Source organism: Klebsiella sp. Q2, from assembly GCF_009900705.1.
In the GTDB taxonomy this organism is placed as follows: Bacteria; Pseudomonadota; Gammaproteobacteria; order Enterobacterales; family Enterobacteriaceae; genus Klebsiella; species Klebsiella quasipneumoniae.
The window spans coordinates 1,104,219-1,130,745 of sequence record NZ_JAAABE010000001.1 but is presented as its reverse complement, the minus strand read 5'-3'; the positions used below and the strand labels follow the sequence as shown (position 1 = coordinate 1,130,745).

The window sequence follows — 26,527 nt, the reverse complement described above, 5'->3', positions numbered from 1 at the left end:
TTTTTCTTAGATTCATCATCTGGTTTTGTTAACATAATATTCTCTCTGTTAGCCCTGTCAGTGCTCCCGATTCCGACACCGGCAGAGGTGAGTTCTCGGCAATATTGTCGGGATGAACGACTTGCTAGTTGTTATTTAATACCCAGAGTTAAAGTAACGATTCCAGTGATAACCATTCAAAGACCCGTTCAGGCATTTTTGGCTAACACAACATTAAAAATCTCATTTTTATGGCTGAAGCTGGCTATGCCTGCCGCAGACTCTGTTGCGCAGGCAGCACGCTTATTATCTTTTCGCACGTAACGGATAAGAAATGCCTGTTATTATCAATGCTCCGGGGCTGGAAACGGCAAACCCCGGATGACGTTATTAAATGATTCTCACCAAAATATTAATGAGGCCTATTTAAGATGATGAGAATCACAATTCGCCATTAAGCTAATATAATTTTGCAAATAAGCTATAGATTCGTCGGTTTACAAAATAAAGGTACCTTCAATAACCAGACAGGCTTCGCCTGAGAGTTCAACACGTCCGTTATCTTTGATGTGGCAGAAGAGTTCTCCCTTACGGTTGCCACCTTGCTGGGCATGAAGCGTTTTTTTCGCCAGTTTCTCACTCCACAGCGGCGCCAGAAAAGTATGTGCCGAACCGGTGACCGGATCTTCGTTGACTCCCACCTGCGGACCGAACCAGCGAGAACGAAAATCGAAGGTCCGTGATGCGGCGGTGACCACCACGCCACGGGTGTTGAAGGCATTCAAGGCGTTAAAGTCGGGTTTAAGCGCGTCCAACAGCGCTTCGTCATCAATGACGACAATAATATCGGAGGCTTGCCAGGTTTCACCTGCGTCTTCAGCCAGTCCCAGCGCCTTGAACAATCCTTGCGGCGCGGCGATGGGTGACGGAACAACCAGCGGAAAATCCAGGGTATATTTTCCGTCATGCATCGTGACGTCCAGCGCGCCGCTGCGGGTGAAAAAACGCACCCGATCGCGCGCTTGTTGATTGAGCAGCACGCTGGCCGCAGCCAGCGTGGCATGACCGCAGAGATCGACCTCGACGGCTGGGGTAAACCATCGCAATCCGAAACCGTCAGGCTGCCTGACAACAAAGGCCGTTTCCGACAGGTTGTTTTCCGTCGCAATGCGCTGCAGCACGCTATCTTCAGGCCACGCCTCCAGCAAACAAACCGCGGCGGGATTGCCGGTAAAGGGGCCTTTTGAGAAAGCATCGACCTGATAAAAGCGAATGCGCTGCTGTGAATTATTTTTCATTCATCACCTCAAGGTCATTATAAACCGTATATCGTGTTACCCCCAGGGCCTGAGCCGCCTGCTGCACGCCCCCGCGCATTTTAAAAATACCTTTCGTATGCATTTCAGCGACAATTTTCAAACGCTGCGCTTTTTGTATTTTTTTACCCGGCACTGAATATTTATCAATGATTTCCTGGATTGACTGATCGATCAATCCGCCTAAATTAAGATCGACCGCCTCTGCGGCCTCCGCCGGCGATGGCAGCAGCGCGTCAAGGCTCTTGCGTATTTGCTCAAAAGGCGAGGGGTCGACATTAATACAGAAGGCTATAAGCGGATATCCCTCTTCGCTGTAATAAATTGTCGATGCGCTATTGAGCGTTTTCCCTGAAGCGGTGACGGTTTTATAATCGCTTATGGTTCTCGGCTTGTTGTTATTCGTCTTCTGCAGAAGCAGGGCAAAACCGGTATCTTTTTCCGGACCGGCTAATAAATGATCGCCATTACCCCTGCCGCTAACATGACCGTTAATAATTTTGATAATGGAATGTTCAGGGGTAGTGAGATTATGCAACACCACCTCCTGATTCGCTGATAACGTTCCCGCCATGGCGTCCATGGCTGCTTCAAGCGGCCCGGCGATCTGTGCAACCTGCTGTGTGTACTCTGATGTCATGGATGATCCTCTGCTGGAATCGTGGTCAGGAAGCGACCCCGGAACGCTATTTTACCATGGGAGATTCGCTGACAGGATTAAGTTATACGCACAATGTTTAATTATCAACAAAAAGTTGAATTTTTAGTGCTGGCAGCGTAAATTCCGCTGCGCAAAGCGTCAGCGCTCATGTCGGGTGCGTCTTTATGTTATGGAAATATAATGAGAATTTTTGGCTTGATAGTCATTGCCGTTCTGCTGGTGGCCTGCGGAGTCATTCACCCCTTCGGCGACAAAACCATCTATCAGACTTATTCGGTATCCGATCGGCTGGGGCTGCACTGGCGCTATGACTGCATACGCAGCGCCCTGAAGCCGCATGGCTATGAGGTTGAGCGCATCATCCCCGAGCAGAATGCGCCAAACTTCTTTGATATTTCGCAGCATGGCACACGAGTCGCCCAGATCGATATGTATCAGGTGGCTGGGGCGAGGACGATAAGTATCACCCTGATATCCGGTGCAAAACAGGTGAATGCTGCTGTTGATAGTATTATTCAGCCGTGTCTTGATCGCTAAGGGATGCAGGAAAGGTGAGGAGTGTCCTTTCCGCACGGGAAAGGACAAGCGTGGCCTAAACGGTTAGCGGCGAACCGGCGCGTCGCCAGCGACATAATACGCCGCGGTGCTGCGCGGCAGCGGCTGGCGGCCGCGAATGGCGTCAGCCATCTTCTCGCCGATCATAATGGTGGTGGCGTTCAGGTTGCCGGTGATGATCTGCGGCATAATCGACGCATCGATCACCCGCACGCCTTCCAGACCGTGGACCCGGCCTTCGCCGTCGACCACCGCCATCTCGTCGTAACCCATCTTACAGGTCCCGCATGGGTGGAATGCGGTCTCGGCGTGGTTGCGCACAAACTCATCCAGCTCGGCATCGCTCTGGCAGTCAATACCCGGGCTGATTTCGCGGCCGCGATACTTATCCAGCGCCGGCTGGTTCATGATCTCCCGGGTAATGCGAATGGCGTCGCGGAACTCCTGCCAGTCCTGCTCATGGGACATATAGTTAAACAGGATCGCCGGGTGGGCGTGCGGGTCGCGCGACTTCAGGCGCACGTGGCCGCGGCTGGGAGAACGCATCGAACCGACGTGGCACTGGAAGCCATGCTCTTTCACCGCGTTGGAGCCATTGTAGTTAATCGCCACCGGCAGGAAGTGGTACTGAATGTTCGGCCAGGCGAACTCGGCGCGGCTGCGGATAAAACCGCCCGCTTCGAACTGGTTACTGGCGCCGATCCCGGTGCCGCCGAACAGCCACTCGGCGCCGATCTTCGGCTGGTTCCACCACTGCAGCGCCGGGTAGAGCGACACCGGCTCTTTGCATTCATATTGCAGATACATCTCCAGATGGTCCTGCAGGTTCTCACCCACGCCGGGCAGATCGTGCACCACCGGGATATCGAACTGCCTGAGCAACTCGGGATTGCCGACGCCGGAGCGCTGCAGGATCTGCGGCGAGGCAATCGCCCCGGCGCACAGCAGTACCTCTTTGTTGGCCGTCGCTTTTGACGGGATAGTGCTTTCCCCCTCCAGCCACTCGACGCCCACCGCGCGCTTGCCGGCAAAAATAATATGATCGGTCAGCGCATGGGTGCGGATGGTCAGGTTGGGGCGACCGCGCGCCTGGTCGAGATAGCCGCGGGCGGTGCTGGCGCGACGGCCCTGCGGCGTCACGGTGCGGTCCATCGGACCAAAGCCTTCCTGTTGGTAACCGTTAAGATCGTCGGTGCGCGGATAACCCGCCTGCACCCCGGCTTCAACCATCGCCTCGAAGAGCGGATTATTGCCCGGCTTCGGCGTGGTGACGCTCACCGGGCCATCGCCACCGTGGTAGTCGTTGGGCCCGATATCACGGGTTTCCGCTTTCCGGTAGTAGGGCAGGCAGTCGAGATAGCTCCAGTGTTCCAGCCCTGGCTCTTTGGCCCAGTTATCCAGATCCATCGCGTTACCGCGAATGTAGCACATGCCGTTGATCAGCGAGGATCCGCCGAGCCCTTTGCCGCGTCCGCACTCCATGCGGCGATTGTTCATGTACGGCTCAGGTTCGGTCTCGTAGGCCCAGTTGTAGCGCTTGCCCTGCAGCGGATAAGCCAGCGCGGCGGGCATCTGGGTGCGGAAATCGAACCGGTAGTCCGGGCCGCCGGCTTCCAGCAGCAGGACGGTGGTGTTTGGATCTTCAGTCAGTCGTGTCGCCAGAACGTTGCCGGCGGAGCCGGCGCCAATAATGATGTAGTCAAATTGCAAAAAAACCTCCCGGTTAAAATATGGACTGGAATTTACCCATCTCAACCTGGATGGACTTCACCTGGGTGTAACTCTGCAGGGTCATCACGCCGTTCTCGCGGCCAATGCCGGAGTGCTTATAGCCGCCGACCGGCATCTCCGCCGGGGATTCCCCCCAGGTGTTGATCCAGCAGATACCCGCTTCGAGCTGATGAATGGCGCTGTGGGCGCGGTTCAGGTCGGCCGTGACGATACCCGCCGCCAGACCGTAGTCGGTATCGTTGGCGCGGCGGATCGCTTCTTCATCGGTGTCATAGGTGAGGATGGACATCACCGGGCCGAAGATCTCCTCGCGCACGATGGTCATCTCATCGCTGCAGTCGGTAAACACGGTCGGGGCCACCCACGCGCCGTTGTCAAAGCCTTCGCCCTTCAGCACGTCGCCGCCGCACAGCAGGTTCGCGCCTTCTGCTTTGCCTTTGGCGATGTAGCGCAGCACATTGTCACGGTGCGGGAAGCTGACCAGCGGGCCAAAGTTGGTGCGTTCATCGAACAGATCGCCCGCACGGATGCGGCCCACGCGCTCAACGATTTTCTGCTCAAACGCCGCCTTAACCTTCGCGGGGACGAACACCCGGGTGCCGTTGGTGCACACCTGTCCGGAGCTGAAGAAGTTGGCCATCATGGCGATGTCGGCGGCGAGATCGAGATCCGCATCGTCGAAAATAATCAGCGGCGATTTGCCGCCCAGCTCCATCGTCACCTCTTTCAGGGACGAGCCCGCCGCGTTGGCCATCACCTTTTTGCCGCTGGCGACGCCGCCGGTAAAGGAGACCTTAGCGATACCCGGATGCTCGGTCAGGTACTGGCCGGTCTCCGCGCCCACACCCGGCAGGACGTTAAACACGCCGTCCGGCAGACCCGCTTCGGTATAGATTTCGGCAAGTTTCAGGGCGGTGAGCGGGGTCACTTCGCTCGGCTTGAAGATCATCGCATTGCCGGCGGCCAGCGCCGGGGCGGATTTCCACAGAGCGATCTGGATCGGGTAGTTCCATGCGCCAATCCCGGCCACCACACCCAGCGGTTCGCGGCGGGTGTAGACGAACGACGTCTCGCGCAGGGGGATCTGACTGCCTTCCAGCGCCGGGATCAGCCCCGCGTAATACTCCAGCACGTCCGCGCCGGTGACGATATCCACGGTTGAGGTTTCGGAATACGCTTTACCGGTGTCGAGGGTTTCCAGCTTTGCCAGCTCGTCGTTCCGTTCGCGCAGGATATCGACGGCGCGACGCAGGATGCGCGAGCGTTCCATGGCGGTCATCGCCGCCCAGATTTTTTGCCCACGCCGCGCGCTCTCGACGGCGCGGTCGACATCCTCGCGTCCGGCAGCCTGTACGCTTGCCAGGACTTCACCGTTGGCCGGGTTAATGGTCTCGAAGGTGCGACCGCTGGTGGCGGATGTATAACCACCATGGATATAAAGCTGCTGTTCTGCCATTCGGGACATAAATTCTCCTCGGTTATTCGGTCGGTAAATGCTGGCTGATGAAGTGGCTGGTCAGCGACTGCGCCAGCGTCTTATCCAGCGGTTTGCCGCTCAGGGCGGCGCGCAGCCACAGGCCGTCTATCAGCGCCGCCAGCCCGTAGCCGGCCTCCTGGGCCTGCTGGCGCGGCAGCTCGCGGCGGAACTCGTACACCAGGTTCGACAGCAGGCGGCGGCTGCTCACCTGCTGCAGGCGGTAGAGCATCGGCTGGTGCATGCTGCTGGCCCAGAAGGCCAGCCAGGCCTTCATCGCCGCGCTGCTGATCTGCGTCTCATCAAAGTTGCCGCCCACTATCGCCTGCAGGCGCTCTCCGGCGCTGCCGTCCGGCAGAGCGTGCAGACGGTTGAGCACCGCGTCGCGTAGCTGGCTGGTGATGTCGCGCATGGTCGCCTCCAGCAGACCATTTTTGTCTTTGAAATAGTGACTGATGATCCCCGTCGACACGCCCGCCCGTCGGGCGATCTGCGCGATGGTCGCGTCGTGCATACCGACTTCATTTATTGCGTCCAGCGTGGCGTCGATCAGTTGCCTGCGCCGGATTGGCTGCATCCCCAGTTTGGGCATTTTTGCCACTCCATTCATCAGCGTTGGTTAACTATTAAAGCGGTTTTTGATTGGACGTTCAATATAAAATGTGTCTTAATTGTTACGTGATTGAATTTTAATAGTTACAAAAACAGTGGGGATACTGGATGACAGATCTTTCGCAAAACAGAGAAAAGGACAAAATCAATCCGGTGGTTTTTTACACTTCTGCCGGACTGATTTTGTTGTTTTCCCTGATGACGATCTTTTTTCGCGATTTTTCTGCCGAGTGGATTGGACGCACCCTGGGATGGGTGTCGAAAACCTTCGGCTGGTACTATCTGCTGGCGGCGACGCTGTATATCGTCTTCGTCGTCTGCATTGCCTGCTCGCGCTTCGGATCGGTGAAGCTTGGGCCGGAGCAGTCCAAGCCCGAGTTCAGCTTGCTGAGCTGGGCGGCGATGCTGTTCGCCGCCGGGATCGGCATCGACCTGATGTTCTTCTCCGTGGCCGAGCCGGTGACGCAATACATGCAGCCGCCGGAAGGGGCGGGGCAGACCATCGAGGCGGCGCGCCAGGCGATGGTCTGGACCCTGTTTCACTATGGCTTAACCGGCTGGTCGATGTATGCCCTGATGGGCATGGCGCTGGGATACTTTAGCTATCGTTATAATTTGCCGCTGACCATCCGCTCGGCGCTGTACCCGATTTTCGGCAAACGGATCAATGGGCCCATCGGCCACAGCGTCGATATCGCGGCGGTGATCGGCACCATCTTCGGCATCGCCACTACCCTCGGCATTGGCGTGGTGCAGCTCAACTACGGTCTGAGCGTGCTGTTCGATATTCCGGACTCGCTGGCGGCGAAAGCGGCCCTGATTGCGCTGTCGGTGATCATCGCCACCATCTCGGTCACCTCCGGGGTGGACAAGGGCATCCGCGTGCTCTCTGAACTGAACGTCGCCCTCGCGCTGGGGCTGATCCTGTTCGTGCTGTTCATGGGCGATACCTCCTTCCTGCTCAATGCGTTAGTGCTCAACGTCGGCGACTACGTCAACCGCTTTATGGGCATGACGTTGAACAGCTTCGCCTTCGACCGCCCGGTAGAGTGGATGAACAACTGGACGCTCTTTTTCTGGGCGTGGTGGGTGGCCTGGTCGCCGTTCGTTGGCCTGTTCCTGGCGCGCATTTCGCGCGGGCGCACCATCCGCCAGTTTGTGATGGGCACCCTGATCATTCCGTTCACCTTTACCCTGCTGTGGCTGTCGGTGTTCGGCAACAGCGCGCTGTATGAGATCATCCACGGCGACGCGGCCTTTGCCGAGGAGGCGATGCTCCACCCGGAGCGCGGCTTCTACAGCCTGCTGGCGCAGTATCCGGCGTTTACCTTTAGCGCCTCGGTGGCGACCATTACCGGCCTGCTGTTCTACGTCACCTCCGCCGACTCCGGCGCGCTGGTGCTGGGGAATTTCACCTCGAAGCTGAAGGACATTAACAGCGACGCCCCGAACTGGCTGCGCATCTTCTGGTCGGTAGCTATCGGCCTGCTAACCCTCGGGATGCTGATGACCAACGGCATCTCGGCGCTGCAGAACACCACGGTGATCATGGGGCTGCCGTTCAGCTTTGTGATTTTCTTCGTGATGGCCGGACTGTATAAATCCCTGAAAGTGGAAGATTACCGTCGGGTCAGCGCCAGCCGCGACACCGCCCCGCGCCCGATGGGCCTGCAGGACCGGCTGAGCTGGAAGAAGCGCCTGTCGCGGCTGATGAATTACCCGGGCACACGCTATACCAAACAGATGATGGAGACGGTGTGCTACCCGGCGATGGAGGAAGTGGCCCAGGAGCTGCGGCTGCGCGGCGCCGCGGTGGAACTGAAGAGCCTGCCGCCGGAAGAGGGCGAGAACCTTGGCCACCTCGACCTGCTGGTGCACATGGGCGACGAGCAGAACTTTATCTACAAGATCTGGCCGCAGCAGTACTCGGTGCCGGGCTTTACCTATCGGGCGCGCAGCGGGAAATCCACCTATTACCGGCTGGAGACCTTCCTGCTGGAGGGCAGCCAGGGTAACGACCTGATGGACTACAGCAAAGAGCAGGTGATCACCGATATTCTCGACCAGTACGAGCGGCACCTGAACTTTATCCATTTGCACAGGGAAGCGCCGGGGAACAGCGTGATGTTCCCGGATGGCTAGCCAGGGAGCCCCCGTCGGCGAAAGGCTGACGGGGGCGACGGGCGGTTACTGGTAGTTAAAGGCGTCCGGATGGTTGTCGAGGCTACCGCTGAGGGCGGCAAACAGCACGGTTTTGCCATCGATGGACAGGGCGTCGCTGACGTTAAGCCAGGTCAGCTTCTCCTGGTCGGTTTTTTCATCGACCACCGAGTAAACGCCTGACATCTGTTTGCTTTTCTCCGACCAGATCACCGCGATACGCTCGTGGCCGCAGTCGTGGGGTTTGCAGGCGCTTAACACCTGCCAGGATTCGCTGCCCAGCTTCACCGTCTGCGCCGGCGAACCGGTGCCGCCGGTGGTCACCCAGGCGGGCAGCTGATGGCCTTTGACCATCTGGTTAAACGACGCCCGGGTGGCGCTATCGTGGGCCAGACTGTTCAGCGTGACGTCGCCTTGCGCCATAACGCTGGCGGAGGCGGCTAAGGCGATAATAGCGGTAAGCGTTTTAAACATGTTTCCTCCTGGACTTATTCCGTCCTGATAACAAGCCTCTTTATAGTGAGCGTAGATAATGATTAATGCAAACTTTGACATATATCCCGTGAATGATTAGCGGCGGTGCGCGCATGGACGTTACGCTAAGCGATATGCCATGATGCGGATTGATTAACTTTTTCCAATATATGCCCTTGTGATAAAGCAGTTAGCGAAATGGCATAGTTATTCAGGCGATAAAGCATGGCGTATGTGAATCATCTACTGACGTTTATTGAGAGTAATCCGGCGCTGGCGGTGGGATTTAACCTTATTCTGCTGCTGCTCTCCGGCATATTTGCCCACCTTTTATGCAAGTTCTTGCTGATTAAAGTGGTGCGTAAGGTCTTCTTTAGTAGCCATAAACAGGACGTGCCGCTGGAGAAGGATCGACGCATCGCCGAAAAGCTGTCCAATTTCATTCCGGTTATTATCGTCTATTACGTTCTGCAGTTTATGCCGGCGATGCCGGCATCGCTGGTGACGGCGATTAATACCGTCTGCGGGATCTTGTTTTTTATTTTTATGTCGGTGTTTTTCAACGAGATGCTGGATATTGTCAACAGCTCTTATCTGCGAAAAACCAAACGTAAAAATCATTCCATTAAGGGCTATATCCAGATAGGCAAAATCTTAGTTCACATCCTGGCGGCGATTATGATCCTCGCCGTGATGTCGAATAAATCGCCGATTATTATTATCTCCAGTTTGGGGGCGGTGGCGGCGGTGCTGATGATCGTGTTCCAGCATACCCTGCTGTCGCTGGTGGCGAACGTTCAGCTGTCGTCCAACGACGTGCTCCAGCTGGGGGACTGGATTGAAATGCCTGACAAGAACCTCAGCGGCGAGGTGACGGATATCGCGCTGCACACCATTACCATCCGCAACTGGGACAATACCATCTCCCGTATTCCCACCAAGAATTTCCTCACCGAGACCTATACCAACTGGCAGGCGATGTTCTCCTCCGGGGCGCGGCGGATCATGCGCAGTATCGCCATCGATCAGCACTCGGTGCGTTTTCTCGACCAGGAGATGCTCTCCTCGATGCTGGCCATCCGCGGGGTGAATGAGCCTTTGACCACGTTGCTTGACGGCCGGGATCCCGGCGGCGTGGCGGACCGCTGGTTTGTCGATAACGGCCTGACCAACCTGACTCTGTTTCGCCACTACCTGATGCACTATCTTGCCGAGCGGCCGGATATTATTAAGGAGATGTACATTGTGGCGAGAACGCTGAAACCGTCGCCGTCGGGTATCCCACTGGAGATTTACTGCTTCACCTCCTCGACGCTGTGGAAAGACTACGAAAACACCCAGTCGGCGATATTTGAGTACATTACCGCGGTGGCCGGGCAGTTCTCCCTGCGCCTCTATCAGTATCCCGCCGGGCACGATTTCTGGCGTCTCTCCCAGGAGCACGCCGCCCGGGCTGGCCTGCCGCCGTCGGCCGAAGGCTAAGCGCTGATCTGCTGGCGCCAGAGGGCGATCTCCTCTTCCAGCCAGGCGATGAACCGGGCGATTTCCGGCCGGTTCTCCGCCTGCGGGGAGACGGTCAGCCAGTAGTGCCAGGGGTAGGGGACGGTGACGGCGGTGAGCTGCACCAGCTCGCCGCGGGCTATGGCTCCCGCCACCAGCGAGCGCCGCTCCAGCGCCACGCCGGCCCCCAGGCGAACCGCCTCCAGCACCAGGTTGGAGTCGTTCAGGCGCAGGCCCGCGGGGACGATGGTCTTTTCCAGCCCCGCCTGGCTGCACCAGGCGTGCCACGACTCCATGGAAAAAACGATATCGCTGGCGGCGATCGCCTGCGGGGTGGTCGGCAGGTCGCCGCCGCGATAGTGCGGCGCGGCCACCACCAGCTGTTCATCGGCAAACAGATGCCGGCTTTCCATCCCCTCCCAGTCGCCTTGCCCCATGCGAATGGCCAGATCGATACCCTCCTGCTGCAGGTTGACTACCGCCAGGCTGGTCAGCAGGCGCACCGCGATCTGCGGATGTCGCGCCTGAAAGCGCGCCAGCCGCGGCAGCAGCCAGTGGCAGCCAAAGGAGGGGAGGGTCGCCAGGGTCAGTTCCATGGTGCGGGGTTTGATCTGCACCATCCGCGTGGCGTCGGCGATGTGCTGTAACGCCTCGCGGATTTGCAGGGCATAGAGCCGCCCCTCTTCCGTGATGCGCACCCCGCGCCCGTGGCGGACAAACAGTGAGACGCCGACCAGGGCTTCCAGCTGTTTGATGTGCTGGCTGACCGCCGAATGGGTCACGCTCATTTCGTGGGCGGCCTGCGTCACGCTGCCGAGGCGCGCCACCGCCTCAAAGCTGCGCAGGCTGGCGACGGGGGGAAAATCTGCCATGGTGATCTCTCAGTCAGTGAGTCGATACGTTAACGTTACTACCGGGTTAGCGGGTTTTATAGCCGCCGTGAACAGGCTGTCGAGGGGATGCAGGCTGTCTCAGTCGGTATAGCACAGGGGAGACCGGCGGACTACCCCGTGGCGCCAGTTTGTTAGTTTTCCTAACCATTGCGGTAAGCATCCCCTGATATTCGCGGGGCGGGTTTTCCAGTAAGGTAAGCCAGCAACCCCTTTATCGCAGGCAGGAGTGACGATGAAACTCATTGGTATGATGGATTCACCTTATGTAAGACGCGTGGCGGTTTCTCTGGCGCTCTATGGCGTGGAATTCGAGAGCCTGCCGCTATCGGTCTTTAGCGGCTTTGACGAATTCTCCCGTATTAATCCGGTGGTCAAGGCACCGACGGTGATTCTTGATAACGGGACGCAGCTGATGGACTCCACGCTGATCCTCCATTATTTCGAAACGGCCAACCCCGCCGGGCGTCGGCTGCTTCCCGCTCATCCCGAGGCGCTGGCCCACGACCTGCACCTGCTGGGGGTGATCCTCGCCGCCAGTGAAAAAGCGGTCCAGCATGTTTATGAGCACCGTCTGCGGCCGGAAGAGAAGCAGCATCAGCCGTGGATAGCCCGGGTGACCGGCCAGCTGCTCGCCGCCTGTCGGGAATGGGACGCCCGGCTGGCAGACCGCGCTGTCGCCGCGCATCCGGACCAGGTGATGGTCACCAGCACGGTGGTCTGGTCCTTTATCCAGTTGATGATCCCGGCGGTGGTGCCGGCAGCGGAGTTTGCGCATATTCGCGCGCTGGCGCAGAAGGGGGAGGCGCTGCCGGCGTTTCAACAGTATCCTCTGGCTTAACGGCGGGGATGGAGAGGGGCGCCGCAGCGTGGCGCCCTGAAGCAGGAAAGGATCACCAGCAGACAAACCCGCCGTCGACCACCAGGTCTACGCCGGTGCAGAACGAGGCGGCGTCGCTGGCGAGGAACAGCGCCGGGCCGGCCATCTCTTCCACCTTTGCCATCCGCTGCATCGGCGTCTGGCTTTCAAACTCGCGGGTTTGGTGCACCATCTCCGGACGGGTATTCATCGGCGTGGCGGTATATCCCGGGCTGATGGAATTGACGCGGATCCCTTTGCCCACCCACTCCATCGCCAGGCTTTTCGACAGATGGATCACGCCGGCTTTGGAGCAGTTGTAATGCGCCTGGTCGAGGCCGCGGTTAACGATGATCCCCGACATCGAGGCGATGTTGATAATCGACCCGCCGCCGGATTCCAGCATCAGCTCCGCTTCCGCTTTGCAGGAATTCCACACCCCGGTGAGATTGATATCGATCACCCGCTGCCATTGCTCGCTCTCCATCTCCAGCGCCGGATTGGCGTTGGCGATCCCGGCGGCGTTAACGGCGATGTCGAGGCGGCCAAAGCGGCTTTTGGCCAGCGCGACGGCGGCGCGCAGGTCGGCCAGCTGGCGGACATCGCCGGTGTAGGCGCAGGCCTGGCCACCAATGGATTCAATATGACTGACCGTTTCCGCCAGCCCGCCGTCGTCGCGAAGATCAAAACAGACCACCCGCGCGCCGGCGCTGGCGAGACTGCAGGCGATGGTCTGGCCAATGCCGCTGCCGGCGCCGGTGACAAAGGCGACGCGATCCCGCAGGCTAAACAGCTGTTGTGCAAAGTCTTTACCGATCATAATGATTATTCTCTTCAATATAGTGTCGAACATCGGGAGCCAGGCTTCCCGGTTGGCGGCGCGCCGCGCCTTAACCGGGCTACCGTGCTCAGGACATAATCAAACCGCCATCGATGTTAATGGTCTGTCCGGTGAGATAGCGGGCGTCGTCGGAGGCGAGAAACGCCACCAGCCCGGCGACGTCTTCCGGCTTGCCGGCGCGCTTCATCGGAATGCCCTCGACCCACTCCGCCATCAGCTCGCCTTTGCCGTAGCGCTTCTGCTCGGTGCTGAGAATTTCGCCCCACACGCGGTCGTTGTAATCCCACATTTCGCTTTCAATAATGCCCGGGCAGAAGGCGTTGACGGTGATATTCCACGGCGCCAGCTCATGAGCCAGGCTTTGGGTAATGCCGATCACGCCCATCTTGCTGGCGGCATAGTGCGGGGTATAGATGAAGCCCTGGCGCCCCTGACCGGATGAGGTGTTGATCAGGCTGCCGTGATTCTGTTTCACCATATATTTGGCCGCCTCGCGGCAGCACAGCCAGACGCCGGTGGTGTTGACCGCCAGCACTTTTTCGAAATCGGCTTTTGGCATCCGGTCGTAGTAATCGATGGTGATCACCCCGGCGTTCTGAATCGAGACGTCAATGGTGCCGAAGCGGGTGGCGGCCTGCTCATACAGCCCCTGCACCTGCGCTTCGTCGGTCACATCGACCTGCAGCGATAAAATGTCCGCCTGATAGCGCTGACGCAGGGTTTCGGCGGTCTCATGAACCCGTTCGGCGTTGGAAACCATTACCAGGTTCGCGCCGTCGCGGGCGAAGCGCTCGGCAATACCCGCGCCGATGCCGCGGCAGGCGCCGGTGATCACCACCGTTTTGTTCTGGAAATCTCGTTGCATATGTTGTTCCCTTTCGCTGAGCCGGGCACCAGGCCCGGCGGAAGATATGAATCGTTGCCGGTTAGCTGGAGGTGGCGCCGTTGGGGGGGATGGCGGCCAGTTTCTCCTCATGGCGACGCATCAGGATGACCTTGCTCTGCAGCTTCTGCTGGAACTGGTCGACGACCACGGCGGTGACGATCACCACGCCTTTAATCACCATTTGCCAGAAATCGCTGACGCCCATCATCACCATGCCGTCGGCAAGGAAGACGATGACGAAGGCGCCGATAATCGAGCCGGTTACCCGACCACGGCCGCCGGCCAGCGCAGTGCCGCCGAGCACGGTGGCGCCGATGGCGTCCATCTCAAACATGTTGCCGGTCATCGGGTGCGCGGTTTGCAGCTGTGATGCGACGATCAGGCCGACAAAGGCCGCGCACAGGCCGGAGAAGGCATAGACGAATATTTTCGCTTTCACAATCGGCACGCCGGCGAGGCGGGCGGCGGACTCGTTGCCGCCGATGGCGTAGATGTAGCGGCCAAGCGGCGTTTTGGTGGTCAGCCAGTAGCCCAGCACCAGGAAGCCGATCATCAGCCAGATGGGCAGATAGACGCCGAGCAGGGTGCCGGAGCCGAGGGTGGCGAAACCGGTGTTGCCCAGCGCTTCCATGCCGTTGAGATTCGGGTAGGTGCTCCCGTCGTTAAACAGCAGCGCGGAGCCGCGGGCGACGTACATCATGCCTAAGGTGCAGATAAACGGCGCCACGCCGAAGCGGGTGATCACCGCGCCGTTGACCAGACCGACCAGCACGCCGAAGATCGCCACGCAGAGGATCACTTCCGGGACGTTAAAGAAGAGGATGTCGCCGTTCCACAGCGGCAGGCCGTTGGTCAGCAGCGCGCCTGCCACCATGCCGCAGATCCCCGCCACCGCGCCGACGGACAAATCAATGCCGCCGGTGAGAATGACCAGCGTCATGCCGATGGCCAGCAGACCGGTGATCGCCACGTGCTGGGTCATGATCAGCAGGTTAGAGGCGGTCAGGAAGTTGGGTACCATCACGCTGAAGAATGCGATCACCAGCAGCAGGGCGATAAAGGTGCGGGCCTTCAGCAGGTACATATAAATCATATATTTCTGGTTCATGATGGATTCCAGCCTGATTAATCTTGAGGTGTTGAAGCCGCGATTAACTGTTCGCGGGTCACCGCATGGCGCGGTAGATCGGCGGTAATGCGGCCATCGGCCATCACCAGGATGCGGTCGGCCAGGGCCATCACCTCATCCAGTTCAGAAGATGAAAACATCACCGCCAGCCCCTGCTGGGCCATTTTGCCGATCAGGTGGTAGACGTCGGTTTTCGCACCGACGTCGATGCCGCGCGTCGGTTCGTCGAGGAACACCACCTGCGGCTGGGTCATCAGCGCTTTACCCAGCACCACTTTTTGTTGATTGCCGCCGCTCAGCGAGGTGATGGGCAAATTGGCGTCGCTGACCTTGATCGCCAGCTGCTGGATCATCGCTTTCACGCAGGTCTCTTCTTTTTGCGGATTCAACCAGCGCCAGGCGCGGCGAAAACCCTGCAGGCTGAAATCAGAGAGCGTCATGTTGGCCTGAATCGACATCATCTGCACCACGCCTTCGCCCTGGCGGTCCTCCGGCACCAGAGCCAGCCCTTTTTTCAGACGCTGCTGAAAGCGTGCTTTGCCGATGCTTTCGCCATTGAGGTGTACCTCGCCGCGCTGGCAGGGCATCAGGCCCACCAGGCCTTTGAACAGCTCGGTGCGTCCGGCCCCCAGCAGGCCGTAAATACCGATCACTTCGCCTTTTCTGAGGGTGAAGGTGACGTCATTGAGCTTGTAGCCGCCGCTGGGATGCAGCGCGGTCAGTCCCTTGACGTCAAGCACCGCGTTGCCTTTTGGCGCCGGTTGATAATCGAAATGTTTTTTCTTATCGCCGACCATCTGCTCGATGATCCACGGCACGCTGGCGTCGCTGACGTGACGCTCGCTGATAAAGCGGCCGTCGCGGAAAATGGTGATGTGGTCGCCGATCTCCATCAGCTCTTCGAGGCGATGCGAGATATAGATAATGGTCACGCCGCGGCGCTTAAGCTGCGCGATCACCTTGAACAGCACTTTCACCTCAGACTGGCTCAGCGCCGAGGTGGGCTCGTCCATGATCAGCACCCGGGTGTCTTTCGACAGCGCGCGGGCAATCTCGACTAATTGCTGGTGGCCGATACCGAGTTCGCCCAGCGGGGTGTAGGGATCGACATCCAGCTCCAGCCGTTCCAGCAGCGATTTGGCCAGCGCGTACTGATATTTTTCGTTGATGCGTCCTTTCTGAAAGAATTCATTTGCCATGAAGATGTTTTCCATCACATTCATATTGGGAAATAAATTCAGTTCCTGGAAAATAATGCTGATGCCGAATTTCTCTGCCTGATGGGTAGAGTTTAAAGTCACCGCCTCGCCATCGAGAATAATTTGCCCGGAGGAGGGTGTTTCCACACCGGCAAGCATTTTCATCATGGTGGATTTACCCGCACCATTTTCTCCGATCAGCACGTTGACCTTATTTCGATAGACCCGGTAATTGACATTATCCAGGGCGGTCACGCCGGGATAGACGCGCGACAGGCCGCGAGTTTCGATAATCACTTCAGACTCAACGGGCTGGGGAGCGACGAGATCGTGCGGCGCCATATTATTGCCCCCCCGCGTGAACGATTTTCGCCGGGGTAATTTCCGGGAGGGTTGGCGGAATATCCCACGCCGAGAAGACGCCGTACACATCCACGCTGTCGCCGGTTTTGACGTTGGCTGTCTGAATCATTTTGACCGCCTGGCTGTTGATATTCTTGCTGTACTCACCGAACAGCACCTGGTCGTTAAAGTCCTGATAGCTGGCGCCGCTGTAGCCGTCGCGCAGCTGGGTGCCGCGCAGGGTGGGGCCAATTTGCACCGTCACATTGCCGACGCTGGCGTCGGACAGGGTCATCTTGCCGCTGCGCGAGGCGGTATCGAGCTTGCTGACAGTACCTGAAACCTTGACGTAGAAGATGCAGGGGTTTTCGTCCTGCGCGCGGTAGCCAAGGGCTTTGCAGGCGCTATCGATATCTTTTGCCGCCTTGAGCGCGCTCATCAGTTCCGCCGCCGGGCGCGCTTTCGCCACCACCTGGGGTACGATGCTCTGCTGCCAGGTTTTATCCATGTTCGCCATATGCGGGTTAGGCGGCGATTTCAGATCTGCCAGCTCCTGCTGCGAGACGATGCGACAGCCCCCAAGCGCCAGTACGGCTAGCGTCAGACAGGTTTTCTTAAACATAATGCTCTCCTCTGCGCCCCCGCGGGGGCGCAACCACCCGAACTCAGGACTTAATGTTGAAATCCTGGACTTTATCGGCGTTATCCTGGGTAATCAGAATGCCGCGGAACATCACGCGCTGTTTGGCCGGCTTTTCGCCTTTTTGCAGGTAATTATCCAGATCGGTGACGCCCTGAGCGGCGATGGCCTGCGCTTGCAGCATCACGGTCGCCTGCAGGGTGCCGGCTTTCACGGCGTCGCGCTCATCGTTGCTGCCGTCGATGCCGACGACGATCACATCGCTACGGTTGGCCGCTTTCAGCGCTGCAATCGCGCCGAGGGCGACCGGCCCGTTGCCGCAGATCACGCCTTTCACGTCCGGGTGAGCCTGCAGAATGCTGTCCATGATGCGCTTGCCGTCGATCAGGGTGCCTTTGGCATCCTGTTTCGCCACGCTGACCATATCCGGATACTGGTCAATGACCTGATGGAAAGATTTAGAACGGGTGACGCAGTTATTATCGGCGAGGTTGCAGGTCAGCTCGGCGTATTTGCCTTTCTCCGCCATCTTCTCGACGAAGACGTTGGCGACCTCGGAGCCGGCCTGGAAGTTATTGTGGGTAATTTGTTCCAGCGCCACATCATCAACCGGAATTTCACGGTTAATTAAGACCACCGGAATGCCGGCTTTTTTGGCCTTTTCAATGGCGGCGACGCTGGCGGTGGAGTCGGCGTTATCAAGAATAATGCCCTGCACCTTTTTACCAATGGCGGTGTCGATAAGCTCATTCTGCTTTTTGACATCTTCGCCATGGGACAGCACGGTGGTTTTATAGCCGAGCGCCTGGGCTTTTTCGCTGGCGCCTTTGGCTTCCGAGGCGTAATACGGGTTATCCAGCGAGTTGACCATGATCATAATGGTGCCTTTCTCCGCGGCGTGCGCGGCAAAGGAGAAGGCGGTCAGGGTAGCAGCGGTTAAAAGGGTTATACGTAATTTCATGACTCTGTTCCTGTATTTTTATATTCGAACAAATGAGCCCCTGAACGGGCAGGCTTTTACGGTCTGAAATTTCCCCTGAATACATTCGGGGATAGCGATATCGTTATGGGCCGGGTTTCTCCTGTGATAAGTGAATGCGTGTCGTCGCGCAGTCTGGCGTTCAGGCTGGCGAGTCCGGTTTCCATAATGTTCGGTCGACCGCATGGCGCCACTCCTGCCAGCGCGTTTGCAAGCGCTGGTGGCGGGCCATGTCGGGCTGAAAGGCGCTGTGTTCGGTTAAGAAGGCCTGCAGGTCGGCGGTCGACCCGGGATGGAGCGCTTTACGCGCCAGCAACGCCGCGCCGATGGCGGACAGCTCCGGCACGTCGCTGCGCATCACCGGGCAGCCGAGCAGATCGGCCTGGTATTGCATCAGCCAGTCATTGTTGGTCGGCCCGCCGTCCACCATCAGCGCCGTCAGGGTGAACTCCTCATGCTGACGCATCGCCACCACCACGTCGGCAATCTGATAGGTGATGGACTCCAGCGCCGCGCGGATCAGATGCGCGCGTTTCACCCCGCGACTCAGGCCGCAGATCACGCCGCGGGCGCTATCGTCCCACCAGGGGGCGCCGAGACCGGTCAGCGCCGGCACGAAGTACACCCCGAGGGTCGAGTCGACGGAGGCGGGAAGGGTGTTCAGCTCATGGGCCAGCTCGGCGGCAGAGAGCTCGCTCAGACCGGTGCTGTCCGCCATCCAGGCGACGGCATCGCCGGTGTGGGGAATATTACCTTCCAGCCCCCACACCAGCTGATCGCCATCGTGCCAGGCGACAGTGGTCGCCAGCGCCTCGATATCGCACTGCGCCGATTTGACCGGCGCCATCACCGATGAGCCGGTGCCGTAGGTGGCTTTCACGCAGCCCGCTTCGCCGAGCGCGTGGCCGAACAGCGCCGCGTGGGAGTCGCCGATCATCGCCATAATGGGAATACCGTCTGGAATAGCGGCCAGCCCTTTGGTATGGCCGAAGAGGCCGCTCGACGGTTTAATGTCCGGCAACGCCGCGCGCGGAATACCGAACAGCGCTAGCATCTCGTCGTCCCACTCGCCGCGGTGCAGATTCAACAACTGGGTGCGGGCGGCATTGGAGTAGTCGCAGCAGAAGGCTTCTCCGGCGGTCAGATTCCACAGCAGCCAGCTGTCGATGGTGCCGAGGCAAATCTCGCCGCGTTCGGCGCGCAGGCGGCCATCGGCAGTCGCATCCAGCAGCCAGCGCATTTTGGAGGCCGAGAATAGCGGGGCGATCGGCAGGCCGGTGGCCTGTTTAATACGCTGTTCCTGGCGATCGTGACGCAGCGTGTCGCAGAACGCGGCGCTGCGGGTGCATTGCCAGGTAATGGCTGCGTTAATCGGTTCGCCGCTGTCGCGATACCAGCCGATGGCGGTTTCCCGCTGGTTGCTGATGGCCAGCGCGGCGACGTTTTCCGCGCCGACGTGGGCCACCGCGCTGGCGATCACCGCCAGCGAGGCGGCCACCAGCGCCTCGCCCGACTGCTCCACCCAGCCGTCGCGCGGCGTTTGGAGCGCCAGCGGCTGCGAGAATTTGACGATAACCTTGCCCCGGCTATCCAGCACCACCGCTTTGGCGTTGGTGGTGCCTTCATCCAGGGCGATGATGAACTCTTTTGCTGTCGCCTGCATCGTGCTCTCCTCGGTCACCCGGTGTCCTGGAACAGCGGAGACGGGATATCTTCCACCGTCTCATGCGTTTACGCAGGCCATGATGTGACATTTCGTTATCATCTTCTTAATCACTGAATATATATTCGATAGTGATTATTTATTTGATACCTTAAGCCACAAACCCGGTGACGGGCTACCGGAAAAATCATCAATTGTGCTGGCAATCACATTTCGCCGATCGGCGAAAGCGGCGGCAGGCGGCTGGAGTGGTAGATTAAATCATTTAATTTCAATGCATTAACAGGGCCAGCCCTGAGGCTAAAAAAGCGCGTCAGGGCGGCAGAGAGGAAAAACAGCGCGGCAGGTTAGTCGCTGACCAGCATGCGGGCGGTAGGATAATCGGTGATTAAAACGTCAATGTAGCCGCCGGTGAGGGCGCCTTTGATGGCCGCGACTTTGTCAGTGCCGCCGGCCAGCGCGACCACGTTCGGGCATTTTTTGACCTTCTCCAGCGCCATGCCGATCACCGGATCTTCATCATCGCGTAACACCGGATGGCCGTTTTTGTCGTAGTAGTGCAGGCAGATATCGCCCACCGCTCCGCGCGCCGCCAGCACCTGCAGCATATCTTCGTGATAGTAGTTCCCGGAGGTTTTCAGCAGCTGGGAGGGTTCGAGAATGCCGATGCCGACGATGGCGATATCCACCTCGTCAAAGCGCGACACTACGTCCGCGACGTCCTTGCTGGCCAGCAGCCGGTTGCGCTCCTCCATGGATCCCTCAATGCTCTGCGACGGCAGCAGCCAGGCGTCGCAGTTCAGGCGCTGGGCGAGGGTCTGGGTAAGAATCGTCGCCTGCACGTTACCGTTGGGCCCGACGCCGCCGAGCAGCTGGATCACGCCGCTGGCCTTCAGGTTCTGCGCATGAACTTCATCGACCATCGCGCGAATGGTTGAGCTCCAGGAGGAGACGCCAATCAGATCTTTTGGCCGCAGACGGGTTTCCAGGTAGTGGGCGGCGGCGGAGCCAATCGCCCGCTTAATGGTGTGATCGCTGGCCTCTTCCTCGGTATCCACCACCACCGCCTGCTTAAGACCGTAGCGATCCTCAAGCCCTTTTTCGAGCTTCAGAAAAATGTTTGACGGCTGTACGACGCTGATTTTGACGACGCCCTCTTTCTGGCAGCGGGTAATGGCGCGGGAGACAAATGACTGTGAGAGCGAGAGAAGTTGGGCGATATCAGACTGCTTTCGTCCTTCCAGGTAGTAAAGCGTGGCAATCTTAACCAATAGCCGTTGTTCATCCTGCTTAGCCATATTAATCCTCGAAAATCATTTATCGCCTGTGTTCAGACGCTTAGCGACAGCCATTTTATTTAGGGTATAGAGGCTTCTATCATACGCGAAAAAAAATCACACTTAAGTGTGACAGGCATCTAACTTTTGCCAATCCTCAAAATCGACTATGGACAAAAACAAAACAGCCAGGTCATAATCGAATAAAGAATCATCATTGAATATATATTCAAGGCGATTCCAAGTCAACGTGTTTCTCCGGGCTAAGTCCGGAGCGGGAGGCAGAATGTTCCTGAGTAGGGCGCTGTGGCAGAAGGCTTACCACCCGGCATAGGGATATCTGGTTTTTTTAGTCCTTGCTGGAATAAATATTCCATGCTGAAAATAAATTCAGAGGTGTGAAATGAATCCCTACAGATTTGATATTCAGACGCTGGAGTGTAAAGCCCGCGCGGTGCGGCGCCACATTGTGCGCTTAAACGCCAATAGTCCGGCCGGCGGCCACACCGGGGCCGACCTCTCGCAGGTCGAATTGTTAACCGCACTCTATTTCCGCGTTCTCAACGTCGCGCCGGATCGGCTCGACGACCCGCAGCGCGATATCTATATCCAGTCGAAAGGCCACGCGGTGGGCTGCTACTACTGCGTCCTCGCGGAGGCCGGCTTCTTCCCGGTCGAGTGGCTGGAGACCTACCAGCATGCTAATTCTCATCTCCCGGGCCACCCGGTGCGGCAGAAAACGCCGGGTATTGAGCTGAACACCGGCGCGCTGGGCCACGGTTTGCCTGTTGCGGTGGGGCTGGCGCTGGCCGCGAAGAAAAGCAACAGCACCCGCCGCATTTTTTTGATCACTGGCGACGGCGAACTGGCGGAAGGCAGCAACTGGGAAGCCGCCCTGGCAGCGGCGCATTACGGTCTGGATAACCTGGTCATTATTAATGATAAGAACAATCTCCAGCTGGCCGGGCCGACGCGCGAAATCATGAATACCGATCCGCTGGCCGACAAATGGCGCGCCTTCGGCATGGCGGTCAGCGAATGCCAGGGGAACGACATGGCCTCGGTGGTCGCAGCCATCGAGGGGCTGCAGCAGAAGGGTAAACCAAACGTCATTATTGCCAACACCACGAAAGGCGCGGGGATCTCCTTTATCCAGGGGCGCCCGGAGTGGCACCACCGGGTGCCGAAAGGTGAAGAGATCGCTCTGGCGCTGGAGGAACTGAAAGATGAGTAATGCAGAACACCTGGCTAACGTCATGGTCGAGGCCTTTATCGCCGCCGTGGAAAGCGGTGTCGATCTGGTGCCGGTGGTGGCCGACTCCACGTCGACGGCCAAAATCGCCCCCTTTATTAAGCAGTTTCCCGGCCGGCTGGTGAACGTCGGCATCGCTGAGCAGAGTATGGTCGGCACCGCCGCTGGTCTGGCGCTGGGCGGCAAAGTGGCGGTGACCTGTAACGCCGCGCCGTTTCTCATTTCGCGGGCCAATGAGCAAATCAAAGTGGATGTCTGTTACAACAACACCAACGTGAAGCTGTTTGGCCTTAACGCCGGGGCCAGCTACGGTCCGCTGGCCAGCACCCACCATGCGATTGACGATCTGGCGGTGATGCGCGGCTTCGGCAATATCCAGATCTTCGCCCCCTCCACGCCGCGCGAATGTCGGCAGATTATCGACTATGCCCTTGCTTATCAGGGCCCGGTCTATATTCGCCTCGATGGCAAGGCGCTGCCGGAGCTGCTTGACGAGTCGTATCGCTTTGTTCCCGGCGCCGTGCTGACCCTGCGCGAAGGCGAGGACGTCGCGCTGGTGGCCACCGGTTCGACGGTGCATGAGGTGGTGGAGGCAGCGCAGCAGCTTGCCGACCTTGGTGTTCAGGCGAAAGTGGTCAGCGTGCCGTCGATCCGCCCCTGCGATACCGCGGCGCTGCTGGCGGCGCTTCGGCCGTGCGGCTCGGTGATCACCGTCGAAGAGCATAACGTCAACGGCGGTCTGGGCAGCCTGGTGGCGGAGGTGCTGGCGGAAGCAGGCGTGGGCATGACTCTACAGCGCTTGGGGATCCCGGACGGGGAGTACGCCGCCGCCGCCGATCGCGGCTGGATGCGCCAGTACCACGGGTTTGATGCCGCCGCCATCGTCGCCCGGGTGCAAAACAGGGGCTGATGGTCTGAACGCCCGTCGCGTGAAGCGCGCGGGCGTTTACTGCTGCAATGCGCAAAGCGTGATGACCTGCTCCTCCGACGCGGTCCAGTGCAGCGGATAGCGTTGCCCCGCAAACCGCAGCGCTACGGTGCTTGCCGTTACCTCCACGATCTGAAAGTCGTCGAACCCCAGCGCGCGCTGGCTTGCCGTCGGCGTCGCCTTAAACCCACTCTCTTTCGCCGAAAACGCCAGCGTCAGCGCCAGCGGGAAGGGCAGGCCGCTGTGTAACAGCACCTTTTTTTCCACCTCGTTGATAATGCTGCTCTCCAGCTCCGCCGCCAGCGGTGGCGTAAACTGGCGCTCGATATCGACGCCCACCGGCCGGTCAGTCACTACCGCCAGCGCGCGCTGGCCGCAGTGGCTGATGCTGCCGAACCAGGGCGCGGGCCACAGCGGCTGGCGCCGATCGCCGATGGCGGGAGGCTGTTTTTCCCCGGCCTCGCGCAGGGCGTACACCGCGGCGATGCGCCCGGCCAGGTGCTCCGCCTGCCGCTTGCGGCCCCAGCCGCTCAGGCTGGCGTGGTAGGGCAGCCACAACAGATCTTCAGGCTGGAAAGTCGCCGGGTCGAAATCGATCTGCTGCAGCGTATAGCCGGCCAGCGGCAGGGTGGCGTGATGGATGTGCATAGGGCAAGAATACCGTGGTTGTCCCCGCCCTTTATCCTGCAAGGGCGGGGCAGGGAGAACCCGCTATCAGAAGTGGGTGTTGACGCTCAGGTACCAGGTGCGGCCCGATTCGTTGTAGGTCTCGGCGCCGGCGCCGTACATCGTGCCGGTGGCACCCCCGGTGGTCTGGGCGTTGCCCGCGCGCCAGTGGCGCTTGTCGAAGACGTTATCCACGCCGCCGGTCAGACTAACGTATTTGGTGACGTCCCAGGTCGCGCTCAGGCCGAGGATGCTGTAGGGGCTGACCTCGTTCTTCTCGCTGCCGGTAACCGGTTGACCCTTATAGTTGTACTTCTTCGGCTCCTGTTTGCCGTACCAGGTAAAGGTCGATTGCAGCGAAACATCATCGCGTACCTGCCAGCTCAGCGTGGAGTTTAGCGTGTATTCCGGGATAATCGACAGACGATCGCCGGTCTCTTTGTTCTTACTCTGCAGCATATAGGTGATGTTGTTGGTCCAGTTGACGGTCTCGCTCACCGGGACGTTGAGCGTGCCCTCCAGGCCCTCCACTACCGCTTTCGGCACGTTTTCCCACTGGTAGAGATCGGTACCTTTACCGTTTTGATAGACCGGAGCATAGCCTGCCTCAATCTTGTTGCGGTAATCGTTGCGGAACCAGGTCACGCCCGCCAGCCAGCCGTCGCGTTTAAACTCAAGGCCAATCTCTTTGTTGATGCTGGTCTCGGCTTTTAAATCTTCATTCCCCTGCAGATAGCAGCCGTCTTTGCTGGCGTAGCAGCCCTGGCCTTTGCTGTAGAGAATGTAGTTCGGGTTGGTCTGATACAGGCTCGGCGCTTTATAGGCGCGGGCGATGCCCATCTTCAGCGTGAAGTCGTCCCACAGCCCTTGGGACAGGTTAAGGGACGGACTCCAGTTGTTGCCGACGATGCTATGGTGATCGAAACGCAGCGCCGGGGTCAGCATGGTGGTGTCGGTCAGCTCCATGTTGTTCTCAGCGAACAGGGAGAAGATCTCCGCCTGCGAGTACGGGCTGCGGCCGGTGCTGTCGTAGCCCGGAATTTCTCCTCCCGACAGCGCCTGGGTATTGGAGGCATTATCCTTCATCCGCTGCTGGTTCCACTCGCTGCCCAGCGTCAGGTTCTGATTAACCAGATAGTCGAACGGGATGCTGACTTCGCTGTGCAGCATCACATCCGCCAGATCGATATCGGTGAACTGGTTGCTGTTGAAGATCCCCTCGGTACCCCCGGCCAGACCTTCGCCTTTGCGCGAGTTGCGGGTGCGTTCGTACTGCGCCCAGTTGCTGGTGGTCACGCCGTTGTCCCAGGCGCCGTTCCAGGTGACCGAGTAGGTGTTGCGGTACAGACGGTTGGTCTCTTTGCCGTAGTTCTCTTTCACCAGGTCGTTGGAGTTGGTGTTCTGAGTGTCGCCGGCATAGAGGTTCCCCTGGCGGCTGTAGCCGGCCTCAAACTCCAGCGACTGCATCGGGGCGAATTCCCAGCGCACCAGACCATCGATGTTTTTATTTTTTACCCCTTCGCGCCCGGCCGGCAGGGTGTCGGCATAGATCCCGGTGCGTTCGGACTGATGACCCTGGTTGATGTCCCAGGCGTCGGCCTGCGTTTTGTCGAGGTTACCGAACAGGCGGAAGCTGAAATCGCCGCCCAGCGGGCCGCTGAGGCTGAAGTTGGTGCGCTTGGTGGAGCCTTCGTCTTTGTGCTCCGGGGCGTTCATATAGGTGTTCCAGGAGCCGTGCCACTCATCGCCGGTTTTTTTGGTGATGATATTCACCACGCCGCCGGCGGCGCCGTTACCGTAGCGGGCGGCGGCCGGGCCGCGAATCACTTCGATGCGTTCGATCATCTCCGGCGGCACCCAGCTGGTGTCGCCGCGGGTGTCGCGCTCGCCGCGCCAGCCGAGACGCACAGAGTTGCGGCTGGTGACCGGCTTGCCGTCGATCAGGATCAGGGTGTTTTCCGGGCCCATGCCGCGGATATCAATCTGGCGGTTATTGCCGCGCTGGCCGCTGGTGGAGTTGCCGGTCAGGTTGACCCCCGGCATGGTGCGAATGATCTCCGAGACGTCGCGCGCCGGCGGACGCTTGCGGATCTCATCGGCGGTGATGGTGGAGACGCCCGGCGCCTGCAGGTTCTGCTCGGCGGCGGTGACCACCATGGTCTCTTCCGCGGCGCTGTTTTTATCGTCGGTGGCGGTTTCCGCTGCGCTTAACGGAAAAGCAACCCCGTAAATTCCCAGATTGACCAGCAAGGCCAGGGATTTGATCCTGTTATTCATTGTTATTCCTGCTTTTTTGTCGCCACGTTCCCCAAACGCCCCTTCCCACCGGGAGGGGAGGCGGCATAAATGTTGCCGGAAGAGGGCAAAGGCACTCCGTCGCTAGCTGAATAAGCTCTCTTCGACATGTGTTGTGAAAGACGCGCTTCCCACGGCGCGCTAATACGCTATTGCAAATGCAAATAGTTATCAATAATATTATCAATAAAGAATGACAATTAATTAAAAAAGTCACGC

Annotated in this window: 23 protein-coding genes and 1 pseudogene; 7 read left to right on the top strand and 17 right to left on the bottom strand. The window is 58.9% G+C overall.

The window, feature by feature from the left end; all coding sequences use genetic code 11:
* Nucleotides 1–476 precede the first annotated feature (476 nt).
* Both GT756_RS05565 and GT756_RS05560 read right to left on the bottom strand, forming a co-directional pair.
* Nucleotides 477–1,277: a PhzF family phenazine biosynthesis protein gene (locus GT756_RS05565; protein WP_017899034.1), complete on the bottom strand. Its 801-nt coding sequence runs from the start codon at nucleotides 1,275–1,277 to the stop codon at nucleotides 477–479.
* Nucleotides 1,267–1,935 carry a transcriptional regulator gene (locus GT756_RS05560; protein ID WP_004885662.1) on the bottom strand — a complete coding sequence of 223 codons (669 nt, stop codon included), beginning with the start codon at nucleotides 1,933–1,935 and terminating at the stop codon, nucleotides 1,267–1,269. Before GT756_RS05560 ends, GT756_RS05565 begins: the two co-directional genes overlap by 11 nt.
* Before the next feature lie 201 nt (nucleotides 1,936–2,136).
* Between GT756_RS05560 and GT756_RS05555 the strand changes: the two genes are divergently transcribed.
* Nucleotides 2,137–2,493, top strand: a complete 357-nt coding sequence (locus GT756_RS05555; protein WP_160124587.1) for a hypothetical protein — start codon at nucleotides 2,137–2,139, stop codon at nucleotides 2,491–2,493.
* Nucleotides 2,494–2,556: 63 nt separating this feature from the next.
* Here GT756_RS05555 and betA read toward each other — a convergent pair whose 3' ends face one another.
* From betA to betI, 3 genes are read right to left on the bottom strand one after another with little or no spacing between them, the layout of a single operon-like run.
* A complete protein-coding gene (betA, locus tag GT756_RS05550) occupies nucleotides 2,557–4,221 on the bottom strand; it encodes a choline dehydrogenase (protein WP_160124586.1) in 1,665 nt (554 codons plus the stop codon).
* A 13-nt stretch (nucleotides 4,222–4,234) separates the two neighbouring features.
* Nucleotides 4,235–5,707, bottom strand: a complete 1,473-nt coding sequence (betB, locus tag GT756_RS05545) for a betaine-aldehyde dehydrogenase (protein ID WP_004885669.1) — start codon at nucleotides 5,705–5,707, stop codon at nucleotides 4,235–4,237.
* A 13-nt stretch (nucleotides 5,708–5,720) separates the two neighbouring features.
* A complete protein-coding gene (gene betI / locus GT756_RS05540) occupies nucleotides 5,721–6,308 on the bottom strand; it encodes a transcriptional regulator BetI (RefSeq protein WP_017899038.1) in 588 nt (195 codons plus the stop codon).
* Between the two features lie 128 nt (nucleotides 6,309–6,436).
* Between betI and betT the strand changes: the two genes are divergently transcribed.
* On the top strand, nucleotides 6,437–8,470 hold the full coding sequence (betT, locus tag GT756_RS05535; RefSeq protein ID WP_004885674.1) for a choline BCCT transporter BetT: 2,034 nt from the start codon (nucleotides 6,437–6,439) through the stop codon (nucleotides 8,468–8,470).
* A gap of 45 nt (nucleotides 8,471–8,515) precedes the next feature.
* Here the strand turns inward: betT and ivy are convergent, their stop codons facing one another.
* Nucleotides 8,516–8,962, bottom strand: a complete 447-nt coding sequence (ivy, locus tag GT756_RS05530) for an Ivy family C-type lysozyme inhibitor (RefSeq protein ID WP_017899040.1) — start codon at nucleotides 8,960–8,962, stop codon at nucleotides 8,516–8,518.
* A 225-nt stretch (nucleotides 8,963–9,187) separates the two neighbouring features.
* On the opposite strand from ivy, the pseudogene GT756_RS26130 reads away from it, so the two are divergent.
* Nucleotides 9,188–9,608: pseudogene (locus tag GT756_RS26130) on the top strand (hypothetical protein).
* Complete coding sequence (locus GT756_RS26125) at nucleotides 9,509–10,444, top strand: mechanosensitive ion channel family protein (RefSeq protein ID WP_276418254.1); 936 nt, start codon at nucleotides 9,509–9,511, stop codon at nucleotides 10,442–10,444. The pseudogene GT756_RS26130 and the gene GT756_RS26125 overlap by 100 nt, the downstream one beginning before the upstream one ends.
* Here the strand turns inward: GT756_RS26125 and GT756_RS05520 are convergent.
* A complete protein-coding gene (locus tag GT756_RS05520) occupies nucleotides 10,441–11,334 on the bottom strand; it encodes a LysR substrate-binding domain-containing protein (protein ID WP_004885684.1) in 894 nt (297 codons plus the stop codon). The genes GT756_RS26125 and GT756_RS05520 overlap by 4 nt on opposite strands.
* A gap of 253 nt (nucleotides 11,335–11,587) precedes the next feature.
* On the opposite strand from GT756_RS05520, the gene GT756_RS05515 reads away from it, so the two are divergent.
* Nucleotides 11,588–12,193 carry a glutathione S-transferase family protein gene (locus GT756_RS05515; RefSeq protein ID WP_023319931.1) on the top strand — a complete coding sequence of 202 codons (606 nt, stop codon included), beginning with the start codon at nucleotides 11,588–11,590 and terminating at the stop codon, nucleotides 12,191–12,193.
* A gap of 52 nt (nucleotides 12,194–12,245) precedes the next feature.
* Here the strand turns inward: GT756_RS05515 and GT756_RS05510 are convergent, their stop codons facing one another.
* From GT756_RS05510 to GT756_RS05475, 8 genes are all read right to left on the bottom strand, one after another.
* Nucleotides 12,246–13,031 carry an SDR family oxidoreductase gene (locus tag GT756_RS05510; RefSeq protein ID WP_023319932.1) on the bottom strand — a complete coding sequence of 262 codons (786 nt, stop codon included), beginning with the start codon at nucleotides 13,029–13,031 and terminating at the stop codon, nucleotides 12,246–12,248.
* Nucleotides 13,032–13,119: 88 nt separating this feature from the next.
* Complete coding sequence (locus tag GT756_RS05505) at nucleotides 13,120–13,917, bottom strand: SDR family oxidoreductase (RefSeq protein WP_160124585.1); 798 nt, start codon at nucleotides 13,915–13,917, stop codon at nucleotides 13,120–13,122.
* Between the two features lie 61 nt (nucleotides 13,918–13,978).
* On the bottom strand, nucleotides 13,979–15,046 hold the full coding sequence (locus GT756_RS05500; RefSeq protein ID WP_002893591.1) for an ABC transporter permease: 1,068 nt from the start codon (nucleotides 15,044–15,046) through the stop codon (nucleotides 13,979–13,981).
* A 17-nt stretch (nucleotides 15,047–15,063) separates the two neighbouring features.
* Entirely contained in the window at nucleotides 15,064–16,608 is a 1,545-nt protein-coding gene (locus tag GT756_RS05495) for a sugar ABC transporter ATP-binding protein (RefSeq protein WP_114465042.1), read from the bottom strand.
* A 1-nt stretch (nucleotide 16,609) separates the two neighbouring features.
* Nucleotides 16,610–17,230 carry a DUF2291 family protein gene (locus tag GT756_RS05490; protein ID WP_017899045.1) on the bottom strand — a complete coding sequence of 207 codons (621 nt, stop codon included), beginning with the start codon at nucleotides 17,228–17,230 and terminating at the stop codon, nucleotides 16,610–16,612.
* A 43-nt stretch (nucleotides 17,231–17,273) separates the two neighbouring features.
* Nucleotides 17,274–18,209: a D-ribose ABC transporter substrate-binding protein gene (locus GT756_RS05485; RefSeq protein WP_004176926.1), complete on the bottom strand. Its 936-nt coding sequence runs from the start codon at nucleotides 18,207–18,209 to the stop codon at nucleotides 17,274–17,276.
* Nucleotides 18,210–18,369: 160 nt separating this feature from the next.
* Nucleotides 18,370–19,890, bottom strand: coding sequence for an FGGY family carbohydrate kinase (locus tag GT756_RS05480; protein ID WP_023319934.1), 1,521 nt, complete (start codon nucleotides 19,888–19,890; stop codon nucleotides 18,370–18,372).
* Nucleotides 19,891–20,237: 347 nt separating this feature from the next.
* The gene (locus GT756_RS05475) at nucleotides 20,238–21,188 is read right to left on the bottom strand and encodes a sugar-binding transcriptional regulator (RefSeq protein ID WP_002893602.1); all 951 of its coding nucleotides are present in this window, start codon (nucleotides 21,186–21,188) and stop codon (nucleotides 20,238–20,240) included.
* 382 nt (nucleotides 21,189–21,570) lie between these two features.
* Between GT756_RS05475 and GT756_RS05470 the strand changes: the two genes are divergently transcribed.
* Nucleotides 21,571–22,401 (top strand): transketolase, encoded by an 831-nt coding sequence (locus tag GT756_RS05470; protein ID WP_049092511.1) that lies wholly within the window; start codon nucleotides 21,571–21,573, stop codon nucleotides 22,399–22,401.
* Entirely contained in the window at nucleotides 22,394–23,329 is a 936-nt protein-coding gene (locus tag GT756_RS05465) for a transketolase family protein (RefSeq protein ID WP_023319935.1), read from the top strand. The genes GT756_RS05470 and GT756_RS05465 overlap by 8 nt, the downstream gene beginning before the upstream one ends.
* A gap of 36 nt (nucleotides 23,330–23,365) precedes the next feature.
* Here GT756_RS05465 and entD read toward each other — a convergent pair whose 3' ends face one another.
* Both entD and fepA read right to left on the bottom strand, forming a co-directional pair.
* Nucleotides 23,366–23,995 (bottom strand): enterobactin synthase subunit EntD, encoded by a 630-nt coding sequence (entD, locus tag GT756_RS05460; protein ID WP_160124584.1) that lies wholly within the window; start codon nucleotides 23,993–23,995, stop codon nucleotides 23,366–23,368.
* Nucleotides 23,996–24,061: 66 nt separating this feature from the next.
* Complete coding sequence (gene fepA / locus GT756_RS05455) at nucleotides 24,062–26,290, bottom strand: siderophore enterobactin receptor FepA (RefSeq protein WP_017899050.1); 2,229 nt, start codon at nucleotides 26,288–26,290, stop codon at nucleotides 24,062–24,064.
* Between the last annotated feature and the right edge of the window lie 237 nt (nucleotides 26,291–26,527).